Source organism: Bradyrhizobium sp. USDA 4341 (assembly GCF_054063755.1).
The window spans coordinates 7,261,441-7,283,845 of record NZ_JBSSGO010000002.1; the positions used below are offsets into that span (position 1 = coordinate 7,261,441).

General features: G+C 58.6%; 24 protein-coding genes and 1 pseudogene. 22 read left to right on the forward strand and 3 right to left on the reverse strand.

The genetic code is table 11. The annotated features are described in order from the left end of the window. The first annotated feature begins 20 nt into the window (after positions 1-20). The 13 genes from ACVIGB_RS40360 to ACVIGB_RS40420 all read left to right on the forward strand — a co-directional run bounded on the left by ACVIGB_RS40360 (position 21) and on the right by ACVIGB_RS40420 (position 11,077). Positions 21-302 carry a NifU family protein gene (locus tag ACVIGB_RS40360; RefSeq protein ID WP_456718478.1) on the forward strand — a complete coding sequence of 94 codons (282 nt, stop codon included), beginning with the start codon at positions 21-23 and terminating at the stop codon, positions 300-302. Then, on the forward strand, positions 299-1,504 hold the full coding sequence (nifS, locus tag ACVIGB_RS40365) for a cysteine desulfurase NifS (RefSeq protein ID WP_456718477.1): 1,206 nt from the start codon (positions 299-301) through the stop codon (positions 1,502-1,504). The genes ACVIGB_RS40360 and nifS overlap by 4 nt, the downstream gene beginning before the upstream one ends. Next, complete coding sequence (gene nifT, locus ACVIGB_RS40370; protein WP_456718476.1) at positions 1,501-1,725, forward strand: putative nitrogen fixation protein NifT; 225 nt, start codon at positions 1,501-1,503, stop codon at positions 1,723-1,725. Before nifS ends, nifT begins: the two co-directional genes overlap by 4 nt. 14 nt (positions 1,726-1,739) lie before the next feature. Continuing rightward, positions 1,740-2,585 (forward strand): SIR2 family NAD-dependent protein deacylase, encoded by an 846-nt coding sequence (locus ACVIGB_RS40375; RefSeq protein WP_456724959.1) that lies wholly within the window; start codon positions 1,740-1,742, stop codon positions 2,583-2,585. 341 nt (positions 2,586-2,926) lie between these two features. Beyond that, positions 2,927-4,486, forward strand: coding sequence for a nitrogenase cofactor biosynthesis protein NifB (gene nifB / locus ACVIGB_RS40380; RefSeq protein WP_456718475.1), 1,560 nt, complete (start codon positions 2,927-2,929; stop codon positions 4,484-4,486). A gap of 9 nt (positions 4,487-4,495) precedes the next feature. Then, positions 4,496-4,720: a 4Fe-4S binding protein gene (locus tag ACVIGB_RS40385; RefSeq protein WP_456718474.1), complete on the forward strand. Its 225-nt coding sequence runs from the start codon at positions 4,496-4,498 to the stop codon at positions 4,718-4,720. Between the two features lie 1,334 nt (positions 4,721-6,054). Further along, positions 6,055-6,375 (forward strand): nitrogen fixation protein NifZ, encoded by a 321-nt coding sequence (locus ACVIGB_RS40390; RefSeq protein WP_456718473.1) that lies wholly within the window; start codon positions 6,055-6,057, stop codon positions 6,373-6,375. Continuing rightward, the gene (locus tag ACVIGB_RS40395) at positions 6,372-6,611 is read left to right on the forward strand and encodes a nitrogen fixation protein NifZ (protein WP_456718472.1); all 240 of its coding nucleotides are present in this window, start codon (positions 6,372-6,374) and stop codon (positions 6,609-6,611) included. Before ACVIGB_RS40390 ends, ACVIGB_RS40395 begins: the two co-directional genes overlap by 4 nt. Before the next feature lie 15 nt (positions 6,612-6,626). Continuing rightward, positions 6,627-6,986: a DUF3024 domain-containing protein gene (locus ACVIGB_RS40400; RefSeq protein ID WP_456718471.1), complete on the forward strand. Its 360-nt coding sequence runs from the start codon at positions 6,627-6,629 to the stop codon at positions 6,984-6,986. A 34-nt stretch (positions 6,987-7,020) separates the two neighbouring features. Continuing rightward, positions 7,021-7,290 carry a hypothetical protein gene (locus ACVIGB_RS40405; RefSeq protein ID WP_456718470.1) on the forward strand — a complete coding sequence of 90 codons (270 nt, stop codon included), beginning with the start codon at positions 7,021-7,023 and terminating at the stop codon, positions 7,288-7,290. Between the two features lie 44 nt (positions 7,291-7,334). Continuing rightward, complete coding sequence (locus ACVIGB_RS40410) at positions 7,335-8,489, forward strand: DegT/DnrJ/EryC1/StrS family aminotransferase (protein WP_456724958.1); 1,155 nt, start codon at positions 7,335-7,337, stop codon at positions 8,487-8,489. A gap of 591 nt (positions 8,490-9,080) precedes the next feature. Further along, entirely contained in the window at positions 9,081-9,527 is a 447-nt protein-coding gene (locus ACVIGB_RS40415) for a Rieske (2Fe-2S) protein (protein WP_456718469.1), read from the forward strand. 1,202 nt (positions 9,528-10,729) lie between these two features. Beyond that, entirely contained in the window at positions 10,730-11,077 is a 348-nt protein-coding gene (locus tag ACVIGB_RS40420; protein WP_456718468.1) for a (2Fe-2S) ferredoxin domain-containing protein, read from the forward strand. Between the two features lie 566 nt (positions 11,078-11,643). Here ACVIGB_RS40420 and ACVIGB_RS40425 read toward each other — a convergent pair. Together ACVIGB_RS40425 and ACVIGB_RS40430 are read right to left on the reverse strand one after the other, a co-directional pair. Continuing rightward, positions 11,644-12,387: an OmpW/AlkL family protein gene (locus tag ACVIGB_RS40425; protein WP_456718467.1), complete on the reverse strand. Its 744-nt coding sequence runs from the start codon at positions 12,385-12,387 to the stop codon at positions 11,644-11,646. 448 nt (positions 12,388-12,835) lie between these two features. Then, positions 12,836-13,248 (reverse strand): annotated as a pseudogene (locus tag ACVIGB_RS40430) (ArsC/Spx/MgsR family protein). Between the two features lie 33 nt (positions 13,249-13,281). On the opposite strand from ACVIGB_RS40430, the gene ACVIGB_RS40435 reads away from it, so the two are divergent. The 9 genes from ACVIGB_RS40435 (at position 13,282) to ACVIGB_RS40475 (ending at position 21,671) form a co-directional block, all read left to right on the forward strand. Next, on the forward strand, positions 13,282-13,647 hold the full coding sequence (locus ACVIGB_RS40435) for a hypothetical protein (protein ID WP_456718466.1): 366 nt from the start codon (positions 13,282-13,284) through the stop codon (positions 13,645-13,647). Between the two features lie 161 nt (positions 13,648-13,808). Further along, positions 13,809-14,693 (forward strand): nitrogenase iron protein, encoded by an 885-nt coding sequence (gene nifH, locus ACVIGB_RS40440; protein ID WP_050403050.1) that lies wholly within the window; start codon positions 13,809-13,811, stop codon positions 14,691-14,693. Between the two features lie 149 nt (positions 14,694-14,842). Beyond that, positions 14,843-15,553 carry a nitrogen fixation protein NifQ gene (locus tag ACVIGB_RS40445; protein WP_456718465.1) on the forward strand — a complete coding sequence of 237 codons (711 nt, stop codon included), beginning with the start codon at positions 14,843-14,845 and terminating at the stop codon, positions 15,551-15,553. A gap of 320 nt (positions 15,554-15,873) precedes the next feature. Further along, entirely contained in the window at positions 15,874-17,106 is a 1,233-nt protein-coding gene (gene nifV, locus ACVIGB_RS40450) for a homocitrate synthase (RefSeq protein WP_456718464.1), read from the forward strand. A 485-nt stretch (positions 17,107-17,591) separates the two neighbouring features. Then, positions 17,592-17,933: a nitrogenase stabilizing/protective protein NifW gene (nifW, locus tag ACVIGB_RS40455; protein WP_456718463.1), complete on the forward strand. Its 342-nt coding sequence runs from the start codon at positions 17,592-17,594 to the stop codon at positions 17,931-17,933. A 294-nt stretch (positions 17,934-18,227) separates the two neighbouring features. Further along, positions 18,228-18,359 carry a hypothetical protein gene (locus ACVIGB_RS40460; protein ID WP_456718462.1) on the forward strand — a complete coding sequence of 44 codons (132 nt, stop codon included), beginning with the start codon at positions 18,228-18,230 and terminating at the stop codon, positions 18,357-18,359. Between the two features lie 547 nt (positions 18,360-18,906). After that, positions 18,907-20,016, forward strand: coding sequence for an electron transfer flavoprotein subunit alpha/FixB family protein (locus tag ACVIGB_RS40465; protein ID WP_456718461.1), 1,110 nt, complete (start codon positions 18,907-18,909; stop codon positions 20,014-20,016). An 11-nt stretch (positions 20,017-20,027) separates the two neighbouring features. Next, positions 20,028-21,335, forward strand: coding sequence for an FAD-dependent oxidoreductase (locus tag ACVIGB_RS40470; protein WP_456718460.1), 1,308 nt, complete (start codon positions 20,028-20,030; stop codon positions 21,333-21,335). 39 nt (positions 21,336-21,374) lie between these two features. Next, positions 21,375-21,671: a ferredoxin family protein gene (locus ACVIGB_RS40475; protein ID WP_157348532.1), complete on the forward strand. Its 297-nt coding sequence runs from the start codon at positions 21,375-21,377 to the stop codon at positions 21,669-21,671. A 182-nt stretch (positions 21,672-21,853) separates the two neighbouring features. Here ACVIGB_RS40475 and ACVIGB_RS40480 read toward each other — a convergent pair whose 3' ends face one another. Further along, positions 21,854-22,402 (reverse strand): carboxymuconolactone decarboxylase family protein, encoded by a 549-nt coding sequence (locus ACVIGB_RS40480; RefSeq protein ID WP_456718459.1) that lies wholly within the window; start codon positions 22,400-22,402, stop codon positions 21,854-21,856. Positions 22,403-22,405: the final 3 nt, after the last annotated feature.

Genomic DNA, 22,405 nt, shown 5'->3' on the forward strand with positions numbered 1-22,405 from the left:
TAAAGGGGAAACATCGCAGCATGCTGGCCGAACCGGAAGAAGTATGGCGATCGTCGGCTGCGAGAGCGCTTCGCATTCGCGACGCAATCGGACAGATGCGAGCGGATCTGCATGGCAATCGTGGCGACTGTCGGCTCATCCGGACCAATAGCCACAGGACCATCGCCAGTCTGAACGGCGCATCCGCGTTCTGTAAGCGTCCTAGACTGACGCTGGACCGCATTCAGACGAGGCTGGTCGACAAAATAGGCGAATGCGTTCGTCTCGTCCCGATTGCGGTTGTCGGCGAGGCGCTGGATTGAGCGGGATTCAAGTGCTGATTTACCTCGACAATAATGCAACGACCCGGACCGATCCATCCGTCGTGCAAGCCATGTTGCCGTTCTTCACAGAGCAATTCGGCAACGCTTCATCCACGCATGTCTTTGGCGGCGAAGTCGCAGTCGCCATGAAGCAGGCCCGGGGTAGCTTACGGGCGTTGCTAGGCTGCGCATACGATCGTGAGATCGTTTTCACCTCAGGAGGGACCGAGGCCAACAATGCCGCGATTCTCTCTGCGCTTGCGACCCAGGAAGGCCGCGACGAGATCGTCACCACCTCTGTCGAGCACTCTGCCGTTCTCGCCGTAGCCGAGCAATTGGCGGCAAGCGGAGTCAAGACGCATGTCGTACCGGTAGATGCCCGCGGCCGGCTCGATATCGAGGCGTTTCGCAGCGCGCTCGGGCCACGCACAGCGATTGCCTCCGTTATGTGGGCCAATAACGAGACCGGCACGATATTTCCTGTAGAGTTTCTTGCAGGGTTGACCCATGAGGCGGGCGCGCTGTTTCACACCGATGCGGTCCAGGTCGTCGGCAAGATGCGCGTAGACCTTAAGGATAGTGCGATCGACATGCTGTCGCTATCCGCACACAAACTGCATGGTCCCAAAGGCATCGGCGCGCTATATCTGCGCAAAGGGACAAGTTTCCGGCCGCTGATCTGGGGCGGATCCCAGGAACGACGGCGCCGCGGCGGAACGGAGAATATTCCCGCAATCGTCGGCCTTGGAAAGGCTGCAGAGCTCGCGGCGGAGCGGCTTGAACCGGAGCGCGTTCGCATTGCTGCGTTGCGCGACCGCCTGGAGCAGGGGATACTGCACATTGGTCAGTGCACTGCGCTCGGCGATATCAATAACCGGCTGGCGAACACGACCAATATTGCCTTCGACCATCTAGAAGGCGAAGCGATCGCCCATCATCTCAATCGAGCCGGCATTGCTGTGTCGCTCGGATCAGCCTGTAACGCGGGCTCGATGGAGCCATCGCATGTCTTGCGGGCCATGCAGGTGCCGGCGTGGAGCATGCGTGGCGCGGTGCGCTTCTCGCTATCGCGAGAAACCTCATTTGCAGAGGTCGACGAGGTCGTGTGCGCCGTGTCTGACATCGTGGCTCGCCTGCGCGCCGCTTCGCGGGAGTCGGCCCGCTTGGCCAGCCATGGTTCACAGTCAAGGAGTTCAATGTGAAAATCATGATCCGCCGGTCTCCAGAGGCAGGCCTGTCGATCTACGTACCAAAGAAAGATCTCGAAGAGCCGATCATTGAGTCCGAGTATGAGACGCTCTGGGGTGGGTGGATCAAAATAGCCAACGGTTGGGTACTCGATTTGCCCAAGATGGCGAGCGATACAAAATTACCAATCACAATCGACGCCAAAAAACGAGGAGCGGACGGAGAGGGTCAGTGAAGGGGCCTCGGCGGATCGACTTGGTCGATGCAGCTGAGGCTAGGACCATTCTCGTCGACATCGCTGCCGGGTTAAGGGCTGCGCGCGTGGTGCCCTATCTCGGTCCTGGCCTCACCGGACTGTCCAAATCCAATGTGCCGACCTCGCCCGAGGCGCTGGCCGACTTCTTCGCCCGCAAGGTTGCGCTGCCTCGGCGGGCCAAAGGCAACGCATGGGCATCGGCGCAGCATATCGAGGTCAGCAAACATCGCTCTACGCTGACGACATTGATGGTGCAGGCCTTCGCTCGGCTAACGCAGCCGACGCCGTTACATCATCATTTCGCGTCCCTGTCGCTTCCCGTCATCGTCGATGCATGGTACGATGGCGCAATGCGCGCCGCGCTGGGCAAGCGCGAGGGCTGGGGTGAAGTTCAGGGCATTACCCGTGCCGGCATTGGCGAGAATCGTTGGTACCGCTTCTATGATTTCTCTGGCCAAGAGGTCGACAGTGCCGTGGCCGGTAGCTGGGCGACGGTGCTCTATAAGCCGCATGGCAGCGTGCATCCAGCCAACAACTTCCTGATCTCCGATGCTGACTATGTCGAGGCCTTGACCGAGATCGACATTCAGACGCCAATTCCGGACATCATCCAGGAAAGGCGGAGCGGACGGGCCTTTCTCTTCATCGGTTGTCGCTTTAACGACCAGCTGTTGCGCGGCTATGCGCGGCAGATTATCAAGCGCTCGGGTGGCGCCCACTATGCGATCGTCGATCCGGACACGCTGTCGCGCAACGAGTTCCGTTTTCTACTCGAACAAGGTCTGGCGCCGCTTGCGATTCGGCTCCCTTGCGCGGTTGAGATACTGCTCACCCGTTAGATGTGTGAAGCTGGATAGCCCAACTGGTATCGCCAGCTGTGAGTGGGGGCGGCGCACGAAAGGCCCGCTCGGATGGAGCCGGGTGTTGCGCGCGCTTTGGCGCCATCATTGACGCGCCAGCCCGCGAAGCTCTGAGTGAGGATGAGGACGCATCTGTCGCATTCTTAACAAGCGTATCATTGCGGCTCTTACATGTCTCAACGTCGGCCGGGTCCGCTAACGCTATGAAAAACCGACGAAAGTTCGTCTTCTGCGCCATGGCATGTGAGTTGCTACGCCTCGTCTAGAGGCTCGCTCACGGATGGTCCTGGGAAGCCAATGTGCCTGCGGGGAAAAAGAGAATGAATGCGGTCGTGGGGGGCGGAGGTTACGCCAAAGCTGCGCTGGATAACGACACGATGATGCAGTCTGCCGCTGAGCAAAAGGGTTGTCGCACCGCAGCCAAGACCGCCCAGGCAGGCTGCGGGTCACGGACAAGCCAAGGCGATCTGCCGAGCGAAATCTGGGAAAAGGTGAAGAACCATCCCTGCTACAGCGAAGAGGCGCATCATCATTACGCCCGAATGCATGTGGCGGTCGCGCCGGCCTGTAACATCCAGTGCAACTACTGCAACCGCAAATACGACTGCGCCAATGAATCTCGCCCGGGCGTGGTGAGCGAGAAGCTCACCCCCGAGCAGGCGGTGAGAAAAGTGCTCGTGGTCGCGACCACCATTCCGCAGATGACCGTGCTCGGAATCGCTGGTCCCGGCGATGCTCTCGCCAATCCAGAAAAGACGTTCAAGACATTCGAACTGGTCGCCAAGGCGGCGCCCGACATCAAGCTGTGTCTGTCGACCAACGGACTGGCTCTGCCGGACCATATTGACACGATCGTCAGGTCCAGAATCGACCACGTCACCATCACTATCAACACGATCGATCCCGAAATCGGCGCCAAGATCTATCCCTGGATCTTCTTCAACCATAAACGCTACACCGGCATCGATGCGGCGAGGATACTCACCGACCGTCAGCTGCAAGGACTGGAGATGCTTAGCGAACGGGGGATCCTGTGCAAGGTCAACTCGGTGATGATCCCCCACATCAACGATCAGCACCTGGTCGAGGTCAACAAGGCGGTGAAGGCGCGCGGTGCCTTCCTTCACAACATCATGCCGCTGATCTCCGCGCCTGAGTACGGCACGGTGTTTGGCCTAAACGGTCAGCGGGGGCCGACGGCGCAGGAATTGAAGACGCTGCAGGATGCTTGTGAAGGGAAGATGAACATGATGCGGCATTGTCGCCAGTGCCGCGCTGATGCTGTCGGACTGATAGGAGAGGATCGCAGCGCAGAGTTCAGTGCCGATCAGATCATGAAAATGGACGTCAAATATGACCTTGGGACGCGGAAGGCTTATCAAGACAGGGTGGAGGACGAGCGTGCCGCCAGCGTCGTGGCCCACCAACAAGAGCTTTCACAGTTCGCCGGCGAGACGAGCGCGATCACGGTTCTGGTGGCGGTCGCAACCAAGGGCGCGGGACTCATCAACGAGCACTTTGGGCATACAAAGGAATTCCAAGTATATGAACTTTCAACATCCGGCGCCAAATTCATCGGTCACCGTCGCGTCGACGTCTACTGCCAGGACGGTTATGGCGAGGAAGACAGGCTTTCGACCATCATTCGTGGCATCCAGGACTGCCATGCGGTGTTCGTGGCCAAGATCGGTGGCTGCCCAAAAAGCAAACTGATCAAGGCCGGGATCGAGCCGGTTGATCAATACGCGCATGAGTTCATCGAGAAGTCGACGATCGCCTGGTTCAGGTCCTATCTCGACAAGGTGAAGAGCGGCGATGTCCAGCACGAGAGGCGCGGCGACGCGGCGATCCGCCAGGGAGCTCTGATCTCCGCGGCGTAAGGGGGGTATATGCCATTCAGGATCATCGCCTCTCAGTGTACCAGCTGCTCAGCTTGCGAACCCTTATGCCCGAACGCTGCCATCTCGGAAAAGGGAGGAAGCTTTGTCATCGAAGCGACGAAATGCACCGAATGTGTTGGCCATTTCGACGAGCCGCAATGCGCCGCGGCCTGTCCGGTCGACAATACCTGCGTAATTGACACCTCGTTGCCCCGCTATCAGGCGCCAGGCTAGGACGCGAGCTTCCATGAACGGCATGCCAAGAGCTGGGGCTGTGAACTTTGCAAACTTCGTGCGGCGCGTTGTCAGCACCGCAGGTCTCGACCTTCGCACCTCCGTTCGCGAAGGCGGCTGCTCAGGATGTCCCTGCGATCGTGCTGTTGCTCGCCGGCAGCGGAGCGTCGGCCGGCATTTGATTTGGCGCGGCGCGCCAAAAACGCCTCTCAACTCCGAGCGTAGGCTTCTAGGCAGCGCGGGTATCGTTGATGTGACTGACGAGGCCACGCCGACCGGCGCATGCCCGGCGGGATCAGCCGTACCGAGCCGCAACATCGCGGAATGCGCCGGACGAGCGAAGCTGCCGATGACCTTCGAGGCAGCAGCCAAGTCGCCATCTGCCGGTCAGGGAGCGCTGATCGCGCGTACTTTCGGCGAAGTCCCGTGCCAAGGCTGGCGAATGGCGAACGCAGCTGATGCTGCTCGAGATCCCGCCGATATCATCATGCCGCGGTTTCATCCCAACGTGTTGAAGGACTTCACCGGCCTCCCGATATTGCTCGGCAATCTGGAAGAAGGGGCAAGGCCGCGACCAAGCTGTTCGAACTCGAACCGGCTGACACGATCGGTGCCGAATCGTTCGCGGACGTTCTGGAGCGGAGGAGCCAATCCGATGATCGATCACATTGGCGAGGCCGCCCATCACTCAAGTTACAGTACCTGCGCTCGTCCGTCGCGCAGAAAAGCATGCGACTGCCGGTGTTCGGCTATTTGCGCAAATGATCGTGCCGGCAACGTCTCCAGCACTTCTTCCAGCGGAATCCCGCGCTCAGCAACGGCGGCACTTGGCGCGCAGACGTCGAGGTCCGAGCGATCGTGTCGACGCAGGGTAATGCCATTGTCTTATCGTCGATGCTTGATGGCCATAGAAGCCTCGTCGTCCAAGCAGGAACATCGTTTCATACGGCGAAATGATGCCGATGCTGACCGACAAGGAGCTGGCGGCGCCCTCGCGCGCCACTTCGCCCCGCAGCTCCGCAATCAATCGGTTTGCGCTGAGGACGTCCAGTTCCGTCACATCGTGCCGCGTCGCGCTGCCGTTGCGGGGCTACTTGGTGTAGCTACGGGCCAATACGCTAGAGCGCGGCTAGATATCGCTGAACGGCTGTCACTCAAGGCACGAACTGCCCTACAGCGACATCCTGATCAGCAGGTCGACATGAACTGGCGAACCGAATTGCTGTGGGCGAATCGGCTGAGTGCGGCGAGGGATGAGCACAATCGTGTCTCCTGGTCAGGCCGGGCAGCATCCCTGCATGGTCTACCAACGAGCGATGCATGAGGAGCGCTACATGAGCGGTATTGTTCGCGACAGCGACGTCGTCGAGCTCGACGAGCCGCCTGTCTTCAGTTTTAGCCAAAAGGTACGAGCCAATCGCACCATCCGGAATGATGGCACCTTTCGTGGCAGGGAGATCGGCGACATCTTGGTCAAGAAGGGAGAGATCGGTTACGTCATCTCGATCGGCACGTTCCTGCAGCAGTTCTACATCTACGGCGTTGAGTTTCTGGAAAGCGGCTACCGCGTTGGCATGAAACGCAAGGAACTCGAGCCTATGGATGCTAGCGAGGAGATCGATGATCTGCCGCTGCCGGAGGAGGCCGTGTCGTGAGTGAACCCGGTTTTCCGAAATATCGGCGGGGCCAGCGGGTTAAAACCGCAGTCGACCTCATCAACGACGGCTCTTTTCCCAATGTGGAGCCTGAGGGCATCTTGCTCGGCGCCGGAGTGGCCGGAGAGATCATCAGAGTTGCCATCCATACCGAAGCGAACGTTCCGATCTATACTGTCGATTTTGGAGAACGGTTGCTCATCGGCTGTCTTGAAGAAGAAATCACAGTTCTTTGAAGGGAGGCTTTCTCGATGAATGCCGGGCTGATGAGGAAGGTCAAGACCGGGCTGGTGGCGCACCCCAACGAGCTTGATCGCAAGCGGATCGAGCGCAGCTTGAGCTCCCGCAAGCGCTATCTCTACGTCTCGCCGAAGGTGACGCCGGTGAAAGGCGGCTACCTCGTCGAGAGCCCCTGTTGCTCGCGCAATATTGACAAGGACGGCGCGCTAATCGACGTCGCGCTGATTCTTTATGATGGCGTGAGCGGAATTTGGAAGGTGTTTTGCAAGAACCACGCCCAAGGAATCTGGGAGTTTTACAGCCTGTATCACCGCCTGACTTCAGCAATCGACGAATTGAACGCGGATCCGGAGCGTCTGTTCTGGCAATGAGGGACGGCTTTTGAGGGGGCACAGAGGAGCCACGATGACGCTCACTGCGCAGGAATTGATTGAAATCGAGCAGCTGCTTGCGGCCGACAGGGCCGAGGAGGGGCCGTTTGTCGAGCTGCGGCGCCGCTTTCCGCAGCTTGCTTGTGTGCGCTGTGATGCATCGGATATGCCGGATCAGCCATTCCGGCAGTTTGTGCGTTTCGATCTCCATCTGATCGATGGATCGGATCACTGCGTACAGATTACGGCCGATCCGGCACGGGCGACTGGCATCATATTGGCCAAAAGGAGCGCTGCGCAGTGAGCAGCACTGAGCTCGCAGAGCATCCGTGCGATGGCGCGCAAGATGTGGAGAGCAATGCATCCTTCATCCCACTGTCGGATCCGGATATTACCGTCGCTGAGCTCTCTGCAGTGGAAACGCTGTTGTGTTCGTCGCAGATCTCCAGTGGGCGGATCACTGAGGCGTTCGAGCAGGCTTTCGCGGTTTATCTGGGTCGCAAACATGCCGTTGCGGTTTCGAGTGGTACGATTGGGCTCCTGCTTGCACTGAAGGCGCTTGGGATCGGAGCAGGGCACGAGGTCATCGCCTCGCCCTACGGCTTTCGCGAAACAGTGCATGCCATCAGTCTCGCAGGCGCACGTGTGGTATTTGCCGACGTGGACTATTGGTCGGGAACATTGCTTCCAGCGAAGGTCGAAGAGAGCATTACGGCCAGCACGCGGGCGATTGTCGCCGGCAATCCCAACGGTCATCCTGCGCCATGGGCAGAACTGCAGACGGTCGCACAGCGCCACCGGCTGCTGCTCTTGGAGGATTCTACCGAGGCGATCGGGTCGAGCTACAAGGGGGAACTCGTCGGCCGATTTGGCGACCTGGCCGTGTTCGACTTTGCCCAGCCGGTAGCCCTAAGCTGCGGTGAAGGCGCAATGGTGGTGACGGATGACATCGATATTGCGCTTGGGTTGCGCCGCCATCGCGCCCACCGCCTGGACGAGCGATTCTCAATTGTCGTCGCGAGCACAGCGCCTTACCAGGCTGGCATGAGCGATCTCACGGCTGCCTTGGGGCTGGCGCAGCTGAAGCGTCTCGATGAAATCCTGGAGCGGCGTCGGCTCATCGAGCAGCTCTATAACGCGCATATCCAGTCATTTGAAGGCATCAAGCCGCCTTATGTCGGTCCCGATGTGACGGATGTGAACTGGATGCTTTATCTCGTTCAATTGGGGACACGCTTCACGCGATCCGGTCGGGACGCCATCATCGATGATCTGCGCGCCGCCCAGATTCAGTCAGCTGCCTACAGCCAGCCGTTGCATTTGCAACGCCACTATTTTGACCTCGGCTATCGCCGTGGCGATTTCCTGGTTACCGAAAAGGTCGCCGATCGCGCTTTAGCGCTGCCGTTTCACACCCATCTCACGAACAAGCAGATCGAGTTAATCGTGGAGACCGTGAAAGATGCCTCGATCAACGTGGGCGCAGGTGCGGCGATCTACTGAGATGATCGTTATGCACCACATGAAAGGAGGAGGATTGATTGAGCACAATCGTAGCTCTGGGCGTGCGCGAGATGAGAAATCGACCGAGCGCATGTCATGCGATGCTCCGCAGGTAGATAGCGATCCGCGTAAATGCGGAGCACGCCGCATGCCGCTGCATCATGTATTGTTCGGGATGCCGCGGGAGAAATCCTCTAGCCTCGCGCTTGCAGAAAACCTGCTCGATCGTCGCAAAGTGCCGTGCCAACACCGTGGCTTAAGGCCGGCGCGCCAAGATGCTCGAATCTGAGCACGCCATCATCGGTTTTCGGCTGGGCTGTCTCGATTTAGTCAAACAGAGATTACTATGAACGTACAAGAAGTCATCATTCACGTCCGCTTCGCTCCGAACGGAAGAGTGGTCCAGATCAGCGAGCGCCCGGCAAAGCTCACGCCGAACCAATGGTTTGAAGTCCTCAACGCCCGCGCTAGCTCGGCATATCGACCGCTCGCTCGTGGCCGTGGCATTTTTCGACTGAGCCGTACTACGGTCGATGCCTTCAAGCAGGAAACTGCGAGGCCGGGATGAGCCAAGCGATGATCGGGAACCCAATGCGCGATCAGATCGAGGTTTTTGCCGTCTGTCCGGCCAATGCCATCGAGCGGAGTGGCGCCAGGGGCTTTAGCCTGTCGCGTATCGATGATAGCGGCGAGAGCCGGCTGTTTTCCATTATTGTGGTGCGCACCTTCGGCAACGACTATTTTGGCTATGTCAACCGTTGTCCGCATGACGACGTCTGGCTCAACATCGGCTCCGGCGAGTTTTTTTCGGCGGACCACTCCTATCTCAGATGCGGCCGGCACGGTGCAAGATTCGAGATCGAGACCGGAGTGTGCATCGATGGTCCCTGCAATGGACAAGCGCTTGAGCCGGTAGCGCTCGCCGTGATCGAAGGTGACGTTTGCCTATGCGGCGTCAAGCTGCTGGAGGAGGATCGGGCTTCCGAGCGCTTCGAGGACAGCGAAGAAACAATGGATATCACGATCCATCCGGATTAACGGCCTATCATTTGGCTGTTGTTCAAGTTGCTGAGGGATTTTATCGGAGGACGAAATCGTCGCTCCTGAGCGTTGGTCTAGATGGGTATTGTGCCTTCTTAGCTTGTCAGAGCAAACGGCAGTCCAACGCCTTGCTGCCGGGCGCCAGCGAGCTCTGCCGTACCAACAAAAGGTTGCTCTTACGTCAACTCGCCAAATGGATCTCGCAGGCGGGACGTGCTTCTTGCTGCCGGCCGATAGAACATGTTCAAGAAATGTCCTCGGCGGCTGGAAGTCCGCCGAGGACACCGTCTGGGCTGCGAAAATGGGGAGACCCAGACTGACAGGATCGTTTGGGAGGAAGAATGACGATCCTGTGTCAGAAGCTTTTGGCCGTCAGCGACGGCTGGCTTATTTTCTGCGCTGCAATTGCGATGCCAAACGCCTCAATGCGACCTCTCAGCGAGTGGCGCCGCGATCTTCGGGGGCCGCCGGTTTACGGACGCATGCATGAATGAACACGCGTTCGCTGTTCGGCATTGAGGCGGTAAGCGCGCCTTGACGGTATCGTGGAGGGCTGTGGGCGCGATCCAGGACCGCTGTGTTGCCGGCTTCGTGACGGCCGATCAAGTCCGGGCAGCTTAACCTATAGCCTTGAACGCGGGTCTGCGTTCACTCTGACTGTCGGGGCGTTTGCGCCAGGCGCTATCCTGTTGAGGTAAACAATAGATCAAAAACAGCGGAGCGCACATCATGCGTGCGAACGGCTGAAGCAGAATGGGGGGCGTCAAACGCGAAGCCAACGATTGTCCTGTCCAGAACAGAAGAGAAACGACATTGTCGGAACTCCAGCATCAACGATGAGGAGCGCCTCGGCAGAACAAGAGATAGTCGTAAAAACGCGAGGATTCTGCATTTGGTGTGGAACTTGCTTTGCAGCAATCGGATGGTTGAGCAATGTAGGAGCGAAGAGATTGCGATGGTAGGAGAAGACGTTGAAACGAATCAGGAAGCTTGTGCCAGACGTGAGTCATCTGTGGCTGATCTTCAGCGTTTACAATTAGTGTTGCGTTCGCTCATTTCGCCTGCGTTCGCAGGCGCGCATCGAAATCAGTAGCATCAATCTATCGATGCGGCGTTCGACAGCAAGAGACCCTGTGAGGGCGATGCGAGCCCGGGCCATGTCTCTTTCGGATCGCTCGCATTGATCACAGGATAAGCGCATGGACTCAGAAACCGAATTCGAGCTCCCCCAAATTTATAGGCATCATGTCTTTGCCTGCAACACGCAGCGTCCGCCCACTCATCCGCACGGCAGTTGCGGCGCCTCTGGCGCGCAAGCATTGTGGGATCGAATGGGCAAGGCGATCGAAGCGCAAGGCCTTAACGATATCGGTTTCACGATGGCTGGCTGCCTCGGCTATTGTAACTCCGGTCCCTTGATGGTCGTCTATCCTGACGGAATCTGGTACCGCGCGACTACGCCGGAAGACGTCGACGAAATCCTGGAATCCCATCTCAAGCAGGGTAAACGTGTCGACCGCCTCGTAATGGTGGTAAAGCGCAGCTAAGCGCCTTGCTTCGCGCCGCTTGGCCGGGCAATCAAGCATGGACAGCTTCTCCGTCGATGAGCTGTTCCCTCGGTACGTCGGTCGGCTCAGGATGACCGGGTGGCCCTCAGGCGTCAGGACGTGCGAACAGCGCGTCATGGAGCTTGTCGTTATGGCGCTCTTTGAGATGTTCGGTGAGACGGGCCCAGATTCGAGCGCTGCTCGTGCCCGGGCCCTGAACCTTGAGCGTCAACTCCCTTGTCAGACTATCATTGTCACGGCGCAGCGCGGCGCCTTGAATTTTCAGACCCGATCGGCAACTGGCACGGTCGCAACGCCTGACAAAGCAAGAACGTGTTTCTTTCGATGGCTGTTCGATTAATCTGTTCGCGTCACTTAATACTGTCCCTACGCAGCACGCCGCAAGCGCAAGGTGCGGATGGCGCTCACGTTTTTCGCGAGACGACGCGTCTTTGACACGCCATCTCGCTCGCGGATGAACTGCGGTGCGGTTGAAGGACGCGCTCGATGGCTCGCCGCGTCCGGATTGATCAACCTTGTCTTCTTCTCTGGATCCTGTTCTGACGTCAGAACTTGTAAGCGATGCCGCCACTGATGAGCCATGGGTCGATATTGGCGCGCCCGGAGACGGGAATCGCATTGTTTACGGTCGCAGAATAGTCTGGCCGCAGCCACAGCTTCTTCACGTCGAAGTTGAGGCCCCAATGACGGTCAAGCATGTAATCGAAGCCAAATTGGACCGCCGCGCCGAACTGGTTGCTGATGTGCAGATCCGTCACAGTAAGGCCGGCGAGCGACGTATTGGCCGCCGACTGATTGAAGAATGCGGTGTAGTTGATGCCTGCGCCGATATAAGGCTTCAGTGGGCCGAAATCGTTGAAGTGATATTGCAGGGTCAGCGTCGGCGGCAATAGCCAGGCGTTGCCGATATCGAGTCCATTAAGCGTGCCAGTGCCGCTGATGTGATGGCGGGTCACGCCGAGAATGAGTTCGGCCGCGATGTTCTTCGTAAAGAAATAGGTGATGTCGAGCTCCGGTATGGCTTGATCGCTGATCAACAGACCGGAGTTGGGAGAAGACAGCGAAGGTACCCCGGAGACGTGGACTGAATTGCCTGCAGTATCCGGCAAAACGCCGAGCACTCGCAGGCGGATCATCCATGGACTGAACGGTTCGATCGGGGGTGCTTTGTAATAAACCGGCGCCGGACCGAGATCTGCAGCCTGTGCCGAGATGCTGGCCAGCGAGATCGCGAGCGTGAGGAGCGACGTCGTCGTCAGAATTGTTCTTGTTCTCATCGAATTCTCCATTCCAAAAGTCGCGCGATAAGGCGCGCGAGATCTCTGTCACACATGACAGGCGGCGGAGGATTTGATGCGGATCAAAATAGTGGCGGGCTCACCGGAATTATGCGGCTGAGTTGCATAAGAAGCACGGCTAAAAGCGTCGTTGTCTTTGCTTGATAGCTGTTCGATTCATAGTCCGTGCTGAGTCCAATCTCTTCAGGAGATTGTTTGTTGGCTTGATGCCCCGATCCAATCCATGCCCGTTGGGCCATGCAAAATCAAAGTGGCAATGCAGCAACCCCGCACATTGCAGGCCCGGTAGAGGCAGCATTCACCCGAGGCGCAATATCGGCAGATCCGTGTTACGGAACAGCCAGCTTGGCCTTCTCAGCGAGGGTCCGAATCGGCGGTCACGAACAAAGCCGCAAGCAGAAAAATGTGGTTCTTCGCGTCAAAGCCTTCTGTCCTAGCCTCACGTTTGCGGACAGCGCGTCTCGTTTGCGTCATGCACACATCCCTCGAGATCATCTGGGGTCTTGCGGCCAAGCAGCGACAGCACGAGCTCATGATCGAATCCGGCGCATCGTGATCCATCGACGTCGATCAGAGGTCTGCGTATCAGGAGCGGATCGTCTAACATCAACGCCAGTGCGCGCTGGGCGTCAATCATGGCGGGATTGACTTCGCCTGATTTGATACGGGGGCCGCTTGGTTGAACCAGGAGGCAACCGGGGTATTGCCGAAGAAGCGGCGCAGTTCTTCCGAAGCCCACGGCTCCATCAAAATATCTTTGGCTATGATGTCGTGACCGGCAGCGTTGAACGCTTGAATCTGACGCGCATTGGTCGCGCAGCCGGGCTTTTGATAAAAGGTGATTGTCGCCATGTCATACCTATGTTGGCAGCGCTGAGCTGAACGATGGCCATGTCGCTGCTGCGTTCGACGCCCATCGATGGTCTTGCCGATTATCTTCAATGTCAGTTGGCTAAGCGCCGCTGGCATCCGCTGTCCGGTCAGTCTGGATCGCAACCGACATTGTCGCACCGCTCAAGTCCCAGAGAGCCGGTTCACGTGTGGCGTAGCAAGTCCCATTCCGTGGCTGAAGATATGGGACAGCCGATGCAAATGGGCTTCGCGTCAGCGGTTGCCGCTCTTGTTCGTTTTCTGACAGCCGCGCTGACCGATAGGTTCCAAAACAGCCAGGCGCACTCGCGGGCACGTGGCTTTTTAAATGTAATCAAAGACTTGGGTAGCGCTTACGAGCGTTGGCACGGCGGTTGCTAATATCGGGCAGCAACACTGAGTGAGGGCTGAGTGCACGCCGACGCGTAAGACGAGCGATGTGCTCCTTCCCTTGAACCCGTGTGCCCCGTTTCTGAGAGAGAGAAACAAGCTCGCGCGTCAGAAGCGCGCAACTTTTCGCAAATCGGTTGATGGAGAGCAACATGTCTTCACTAAGGCAAATCGCGTTCTACGGAAAAGGTGGCATCGGCAAGTCGACGACTTCCCAGAACACGTTGGCGGCGCTGGCCGAGATGGGTCAGAAAATCCTGATTGTCGGGTGCGATCCTAAAGCGGACTCGACCCGCTTGATCTTGCACGCCAAGGCGCAGGACACGATTCTGAGCTTGGCGGCGAGCGCCGGCAGCGTGGAGGATCTTGAACTCGAGGACGTGATGAAGGTCGGCTACAAGGACATCCGTTGCGTGGAGTCCGGTGGTCCTGAGCCGGGCGTCGGCTGCGCCGGTCGTGGCGTCATCACTTCGATCAACTTCCTCGAGGAGAACGGCGCCTATGAGAACATTGATTACGTATCCTATGACGTGCTCGGCGACGTCGTTTGCGGAGGCTTTGCGATGCCAATCCGTGAAAACAAGGCGCAGGAGATCTACATCGTGATGTCCGGTGAAATGATGGCCATGTATGCCGCCAACAACATTTCGAAGGGTATCCTGAAATACGCCAACTCGGGCGGTGTGCGGCTGGGCGGCCTGGTCTGCAATGAACGACAGACGGACAAGGAGTTGGAACTGGCGGAGGCGCTGGCCAAGAAGCTAGGCACTCAGCTGATCTACTTCGTGCCGCGCGACAACGTGGTCCAGCATGCCGAACTCCGCCGTATGACGGTGCTCGAGTATGCGCCGGATTCGAAGCAGGCCGATCACTATCGCAATCTCGCTACCAAAGTTCACAACAATGGCGGCAAGGGTATCATTCCGACACCGATCTCCATGGACGAGCTCGAGGACATGCTGATGGAGCATGGCATTATGAAGCCGGTCGACGAATCCATCATCGGCAAAACTGCCGCCGAACTCGCGGCCTCGTAAAGGTCGTGAGTCGCGGCCTTGTGAAGGCGCGCGACGGATGCCGGCCTCCCTCACCCCCCATCCGGGGAGGCCGGCATTCTGATCAGCGCTCCCGGCCGGGACCAGGACGCGGCGAGGCAAACCTGGCCGCTATAGAGACCCACAAAATCATGTCCGAAGTGCACTTCCTTCCGCTTATGGCTGCTTGTGAGCCTGATGCGAGCAGTTCCAACGGAATTGTAGCCTACCGCCTCCTCACCGGCGTACTTCCTGCGGATGCCGACATTGCCAGTGACAGTCATTTCGACCGCCACGCTTTGGCGTCTATTCTGGCGGCTGCCACGATGGATGGTGGCGCTCTTCCGGAGAAGACTGGCCTATCGGGCGATGAACTCGCGGCTTTGCTCGCGCAGTACTTTCCCTCACTTGAGGTCGAACTTCCCGATGAGCTCCTGAGGTACAAATGCAACGAGAACGACGAAATCGCAATGGTGCGCGATCTTCTCCTGAAGCACCGCTCGACGGAAGGAGATCTCGGCCGTTGGCTGGCTGCCATGATCGCCCGACGAGCCATCGAACCAGACCATCTATGGGAAGATCTCGGATTGCGCAATCGTGGCGAGCTCTCTCGGCTGCTCAGCCGTCACTACGCGCCGCTCGCCGCGCGCAATGTCAACCACATGCGTTGGAAGCGTTTCTTCTATCGCATGCTTTGCGAGGATGAAGGCCTCGCGATGTGCACAACACCAGTGTGCACGCAATGTAACGACTTCAACCTTTGTTTCGGCGAAGAAAGCGGTGAGAGCCGGATGGCCGAGCGCCGGCGCGACCAGTTGCTGGAGGCGGCTCGCCAGCAGGTCACCGCTGATTGGCCCATCTGACTTGCCACAAATGCTCTCGTGCGTTGCAGCGCGACAACGCTTCCAGGATCTGGCGATCCCCGCGGCTTGTCATCGTGCGGATAAACGCCGCTTTAATGCGAGCAAGTGACCATGAATCCAAGACATGCCGGCCTGAATTGCTCCGGGATCAATCGCCAACATCGCGGCGCGCTGCAACCGCTTTGGCTTTCGAACTCGACTTGGGAATGGCAAAAGCGCCCGTTTCATGAGCCAGTCGCGTTTGCGGCAATCCATTGGCGGGAGGAGGTTAAGGAAGGAAGCGTAGATTTTCAATCCTTTGGCAGGGATAGCGCAGTGGCATGCGGGTTGCTGAAGGGGATGTGGTCAAAGATAAGGAGCCAGCCTGCGTGATCGCCTCTAGCGAAGAATCCTCATGGTTCGATCAAGAACGCGCGAAGCCGACCGTGCTTAACGATACGACGTTAAGGGACGGGGAGCAGGCGCCGGGTGTTGCGTTCACCACGAAGGAAAAGCTGGCGATCGCGCAGGCGCTTGCGCGGGCCGGGGTCACGGAGATCGAGGCGGGAACGCCCGCGATGGGCAATGAGGAAATCACAGCAATCCGCGCCATTGTCGAAGCAGATCTTCCGCTGACGACGATAGGCTGGTGCCGGATGAGGAAAGCGGACGTCGATGCGGCGATTGAAGCCCGGGTGTCCATGATCAACATGTCGATCCCGACTTCCGATGTGCAGATCGCAGCCAAGCTCGGTGGTCATCGTAGCCTGGCACTGGAACAGGTGAGGCAATTGGTCGGCTATGCTCGTCAGAAGGGGCTTCAAGTCTCTGTTGGCGGCGAGGACGCTTCGCGCGCCAACGTCGAGTTTCTGATCCGGCTGATTGCAGTCGCAAAAGCCGCGGGCGCGTGTCGTTTTCGCGTTGCAGATACGCTCAGTGTGCTCGATCCCGACGCAACCTACGCGCTGGTCAGGAAATTGCGTGTGACCACCGATTTGGAACTCGAATTTCACGGCCACGACGACCTCGGACTCGCAACCGCCAATACACTCTCAGCCATCAAAGCTGGCGCGAGCCACGCTTCGGTGACCGTCATCGGGTTAGGCGAGCGGGCCGGAAATGCGCCGCTCGAGGAAGTCGCGGTCGCACTCAAGCAGCTCTACGGGCGCGAGACCGGCATCATACTTCCGGAGCTCGAGAACGTCGCCGCACTGGTGGCTGCGGCGGCCGCGCGTGCCATTCCTCTGAATAAGGCCATCGTCGGAGAGTACGTATTTACGCACGAATCCGGCATTCATGTCGATGGCCTTTTGAAGGATCAGCGCACCTATCAGTCGCTTGATCCGGCTTTGCTTGGCCGCCGCAACCGCTTTGTGATCGGCAAGCATTCCGGACTTGCGGCGATTACGGCGTTGCTCGATGAACTCAAGCTGGCCGCCAGCGCCGATCAAGCCAGACAGATCCTGTCGCAAGTTCGCAAGCACGCGATCGAGCACAAGCTGCCAGTCGAGCGCAAAACGGTGGCGGCTATCTGGCGCGACGTGTGCGGATGCCCAGCCACCCAAAGCGGGTGAAGAGCCGTGCTTAGCAACGTTTGCGCCGACTATTCGAGAGACCAAGTGTGTCGCAAGGAGGCTCTCCGATGCCAGTGACCGGCGCGAAAATGCCCCTCTTCCTCAGGCCAGTTCGCCGGCCGCAAATCTCCGCTCCAGTTATTGCGGACCATTCCAGCATACATGCTGTGATCTGCAATCCAGCAGCGAGCGGTCCGCGGACTGCCAAGCGACGTCTTCTCTTGAGGCTGCCGTCCCGCCCGACCACCGGTCGGGCGAGCATCAGCACCGATTGCGGTTTGGCCGTTCATGCCCCTTCCTCATCCGGGCCGACGTCGGCGCCCGCCGAACCAGCAGATCTGGTGAGCGAAGTTGAGCGCATCGGCGTTCCAAGGGCGGGCGTTGGCGATGCGCACCCGCTGTGCGAGGTAGAACCGCGGCAATATCATCAGGCGCTAAGAGTATCTTATTTGGCGTCCGAGAGCTGATCCAAAGGAGACCTTTCGATGATCAACTCATCCCCGGCAGCCCCTATCCTGGACCGGCTTAGCAACGCCTCGTCGGCAGAGGAGTTCTTTTCGCTGCTTGGCGTCGATTATGATCCGAAGATTGTAAATGTCGCGCGCCTTCACATCCTAAAGCGCATGGGACAATATTTCGCCAAAGAGCAATTTTCTGGCGCCACAGAGCCGGAAATCAGAGCTCGGTGCAAAGCGATGCTGGAGCAGGCTTATGCTGATTTCGTGGCATCGCCGCCGATTGATCAGCGAGTATTCAAGGTTTTGAAGGATGCGGTTGCAGGCCCAGGCAAATCGACAGCTTTTGTTCCGTTGAGCGAGCTGAAGTGACTTCGCGCTCCCCCGTAATGAGGTGTTCTCTAACGATTGCCGTGCGGTCTGAAAGCTCCTTCATCCAGATCATCTCTCCGCCAGCCATGACCCGAGCGACGCTGTCGCATTCCCGACCCATGTCCGGACTGATCGTGTCCAATGCCCTGAGCGAGCATTTAAGTTTCTGTCAAATCATTGCTTCCCCCTGACTTTCGATGGTTCTTGCAAGTGGTACGACACTTGCTGTTGTCGTGCCCATCCCGTCATCGATGCTGACAGATGGCGGTCGTCCGAGATGAAAAAGGAACACCTATGACGCTGCTTCTACCGCCTACCGAGCGATGCGGCATGATCGCGCGGCTCACGCTCGCGCCCCGTCCGTTCGATATGGCCTTTGATGCGAACGAAGCCGACACCGACCGTGAGATGGTGGTCAGTGGCTAAGTCGTCCGTTGCGCAACATCTGGAGAGGGCATGTACATAGTCGTCAGCGTCGAGCGAGTCCGCGGATGCGCGCAAAGTGGCATTCGTCGCAACGCGGATAGCAACATGCGTCCGGCGGAGGCGCCAAGCTCGGCCGATGCAAGGTGCCGGGGCTGGAGGCTGACCACGCAGTGCATGACAGGTGCGCAGCTCCGATCGCTTTGGTGGGCGCACCCGGTGCAGAGCGCTGGGCCGAAAGCGATGCGCCGATACTGCAGAGCAGGCGGACGCAACAACTCTTCCGGGCACAGATGCCGTAGCGGCGTCGCCGGCACCGTGGCGCTTGTCGAACCGAGCGCGCGAGGCACTACCGTCGAGGACATCTCTGGCTCTGGCCCGCCCGGAGCGTCTACGTCGATGACGAGTTTTACTGCCTGGTCGGTTTGCACTAAGCGGGCCGGGCAGCCGAGCAGCCGGCCACTTACTGATCAGAACTGATCCTCAGTCAACTGAATCTAGATACAAACCTGTGGCGCGGGCGCGCGTATTCTTGAGGGGACTTTAAAGCATGAGCAATGTCACCAAAACGGCTGTGCCTGCGGCGGCCGGCCGGGCAGCAGCCAAGAAGGAACTGCCGGAACACTTTAAGGCCTACAAGCATGTCTGGGTTTTCGTCGAGCTGGAGCGCGGCCAGGTGCATCCGGTTTCCTGGGAGCTCATGGGAGCGGGGCGCAGGCTTGCCGACAAGCTGAAGGTGAATCTCGCCGCGGTCGTTGTCGGCCCGGAGGGGCAGTCCACCCGTAACGCCGCACTTGAATCCTTTTGCTATGGGGCCGATCTGACCTATCTCGTGAGCGACGCCGTTTTGGCGGATTACCGTAATGAATCCTATACCAAGGCGCTCACCGAACTCGTCAATACCTACAAGCCCGAGATCCTGCTGTTGGGCGCGACCACGCTGGGGCGCGATCTCGCGGGTTCCGTGGCGACGACTTTGTCAACGGGACTCACTGCCGACTGCACCGCGCTCGATGTCGACGCCGATGGTTCTCTTGCGGCGACGCGTCCGACCTTTGGCGGCTCGTTACTCTGCACGATCTATACCTTGAATTATCGTCCGCAGATGGCAACAGTGCGCCCGCGGGTCATGCCGATGCCTGAGCGCGTCGAACGTGATGCTGCCCGTATCATCGTCCATCCGCTCGGCCTTGTCGAAGACGATATTGTCACGAAAGTTCTGTCGTTCCTCCCAGATCGTGATTCCGAGACGTCAAATCTGGCCTATGCCGACGTCGTGGTTGCGGGTGGCTTGGGACTGGGATCGCCTGAGAACTTCCGGCTGGTGCGCGAGCTCGCAACTCTTCTTGGCGCTGAATATGGCTGCTCGCGTCCTCTGGTGCAGAAGGGGTGGGTTACGGCTGATCGGCAGATCGGTCAGACCGGCAAGACGATCCGGCCAAAGCTCTATATTGCGGCCGGTATTTCCGGCGCGATCCAGCACCGGGTGGGTGTCGAGGGGGCGGATCTGATCGTCGCCATCAATACTGACAAACGTGCTCCGATCTTCGACTTCGCCCATGTTGCGATCGTCAGTGATGCCATGCAATTGCTGCCGGCGCTGACGGCGGCATTTCGCGCTCGGCTCTTGCCGAATTCGCGCGCCCGGATCGCGGTCTAGAGGAGATGATGATGATTGAAGAGAGGTTCGATTCCATCGTGGTAGGTGCCGGTATGGCTGGTAACGCGGCGGCGCTCTGCATGGCCAGGCAAGGCATGAAGGTGCTGCAGCTCGAGCGCGGCGAATATCCTGGATCGAAAAATGTGCAGGGCGCAATTCTCTACGCGGACATGATGGAAAGGCTAATTCCCGAGTTTCGCGAAGAGGCGCCGCTCGAACGTCATCTGGTTGAACAACGGTTCTGGATGATGGACGACCGCTCGCATGTCGGGATGCATTACCGCTCGGACGACTTCAACGAGGAGCGGCCGAACCGTTACACGATCATACGCGCGCAGTTTGACAAATGGTTCTCGTCAAAGGTGCGCGAAGCCGGCGCGACCGTGCTCTGCGAGACGACCGTGACGGAGCTCGTACGGGACGAGCGTGAAAGGATTGTCGGCGTTCGTACAGATCGCCGCGACGGCGAAATACATGCCGATGTCGTCGTGCTCGCTGAAGGGGTCAATGGTCTGCTTGGGACGCGCGCGGGCCTGCGCGCGCGGCCGACACCCGATAACGTTGCGCTCGCCGTCAAGGAAATGCACTTCTTGCCTCGCGAGACTATCGAAGCGCGTTTCAATCTTAAGGGCGAAGAAGGCGTCGTGATCGAGGCGGCGGGCACCATTTCCCGCGGTATGACCGGAATGGGTTTCATCTATGCCAACAAAGAGTGTATTTCGCTGGGCATCGGTTGTCTCGTCGCCGATTTCCAGCGCACCGGCCAGACGCCCTACGGCTTGCTCGATCAATTCAAAAGGCATCCCTCTGTGTTGCCTCTGCTAGCAGGTTCCGAAGTCAAGGAATATTCGGCGCATCTCATCCCTGAAGGAGGCTACAAATCGATCCCGCAGCTCTACGGAGAAGGCTGGGTGGTCGTTGGCGATGCGGCGCAACTCAACAATGCCGTTCATCGCGAGGGGTCCAATCTCGCGATGACCTCAGGTCGCATAGCGGCCGAAGCGATCGGCCTGGTGAAATCGCGCGGCGAGCCGATGACAGCGACAAATCTGTCGCTCTACAAGAAGATGTTGGATGAGTCCTTCGTCATCAAGGACCTCAAGAAGTACAAGGATTTGCCGCCCCTGATGCATACTCACTCACAAAACTTCTTTCTCACCTATCCGCAGCTCATCTCTAAGGCAATGCAAAACTTTGTGCGGGTCGATGGTACGCCCAAGGTTGAGAAGGAGAAGGCGACCTTGAAATCCTTTGTCAAGGCGCGCTCATGGATGGGGCTGTTCGGCGATGCATGTCGTTTTGCGCGAGCCTGGCGCTAATTATCAACAGTGTGAGTTCCAAGTATGGAAGGACAAAGCATGGATGCCGAACCCTCGGTGCGCGTGGAAGACAAGCTGTATTACAACCGCTATCTTGTCGACATTGGTCGTCCGCACGTCAAGGTTCGCGCACACACGTCCCCATCGCCGCAGCTAGTCGCGCTTTTGAAAGCGTGCCCCGCGCGATGCTATGAGCTGAACGATGAGGGGCGGGTCGAGGTGACTGTTGACGGCTGTATCGAGTGCGGTACCTGCCGGGTGATCGCCGAGCCCACCGGCGATATCCAGTGGAGTTACCCGCGCGGCGGATATGGGGTGCTGTTCAAGTTTGGCTGAGGGTAAGGTGAGGATGGAACGAAGCCGTGGTACGAACCGCCCCTAAGCGTCGGAATATTAGCATATTCGCGCGTTCCGCCTCTGGCACGGTGCGAGCAATTTGAGCTAGACACGTATCAAGGTAACAGGTGTGGCGATACGGAACGGCGCCACACCCTGTCGATCGGATGGCGGAGGAGGAATCAGCCCGTTGCCTGGGATGGGCTCGGCCGAACGGCTTCGATAGCAATCGCCACTGACTGGACGATAGCAGCAGAGCGCACGGCAGTGAGGATCACCTCGGAGCTGACGCCCGCAGCTCTCAGTGTCTTCTCGTGGGCATCGATACAAGCACCGCATCCGTTCATGGCGGAGACAGCAAGTGACCATAGCTCGAAATCAGACTTGTCAACACCCGGACTGCCAATCACGTTCATGCGCAGCCGTGGCGGCATTGTCTTGTATTCCGGATTAGAGGCGAGGTGAACGAAGCGGTAGTAGACATTGTTCATCGCCATCACAGCGGCCGCAGATTTCGCTGCAGCGATCGCCACAGGCGTCATCACGGCGACCGCGGCGGATTCCATTGCGGCAATTACGTCTGCACTGCGGGTGGCAATCGCGCTCGCCAGCAGCAGCCCGTATTGCTGCTGCGGCGAGAGTGTCTCATCGGCCGTCAAGGACGTCAGATTGAGCCTGACGTCCTTGGCGAAATCGGGGATCTTTTCGTTCAACTGTTCGATCGGCGACATGCT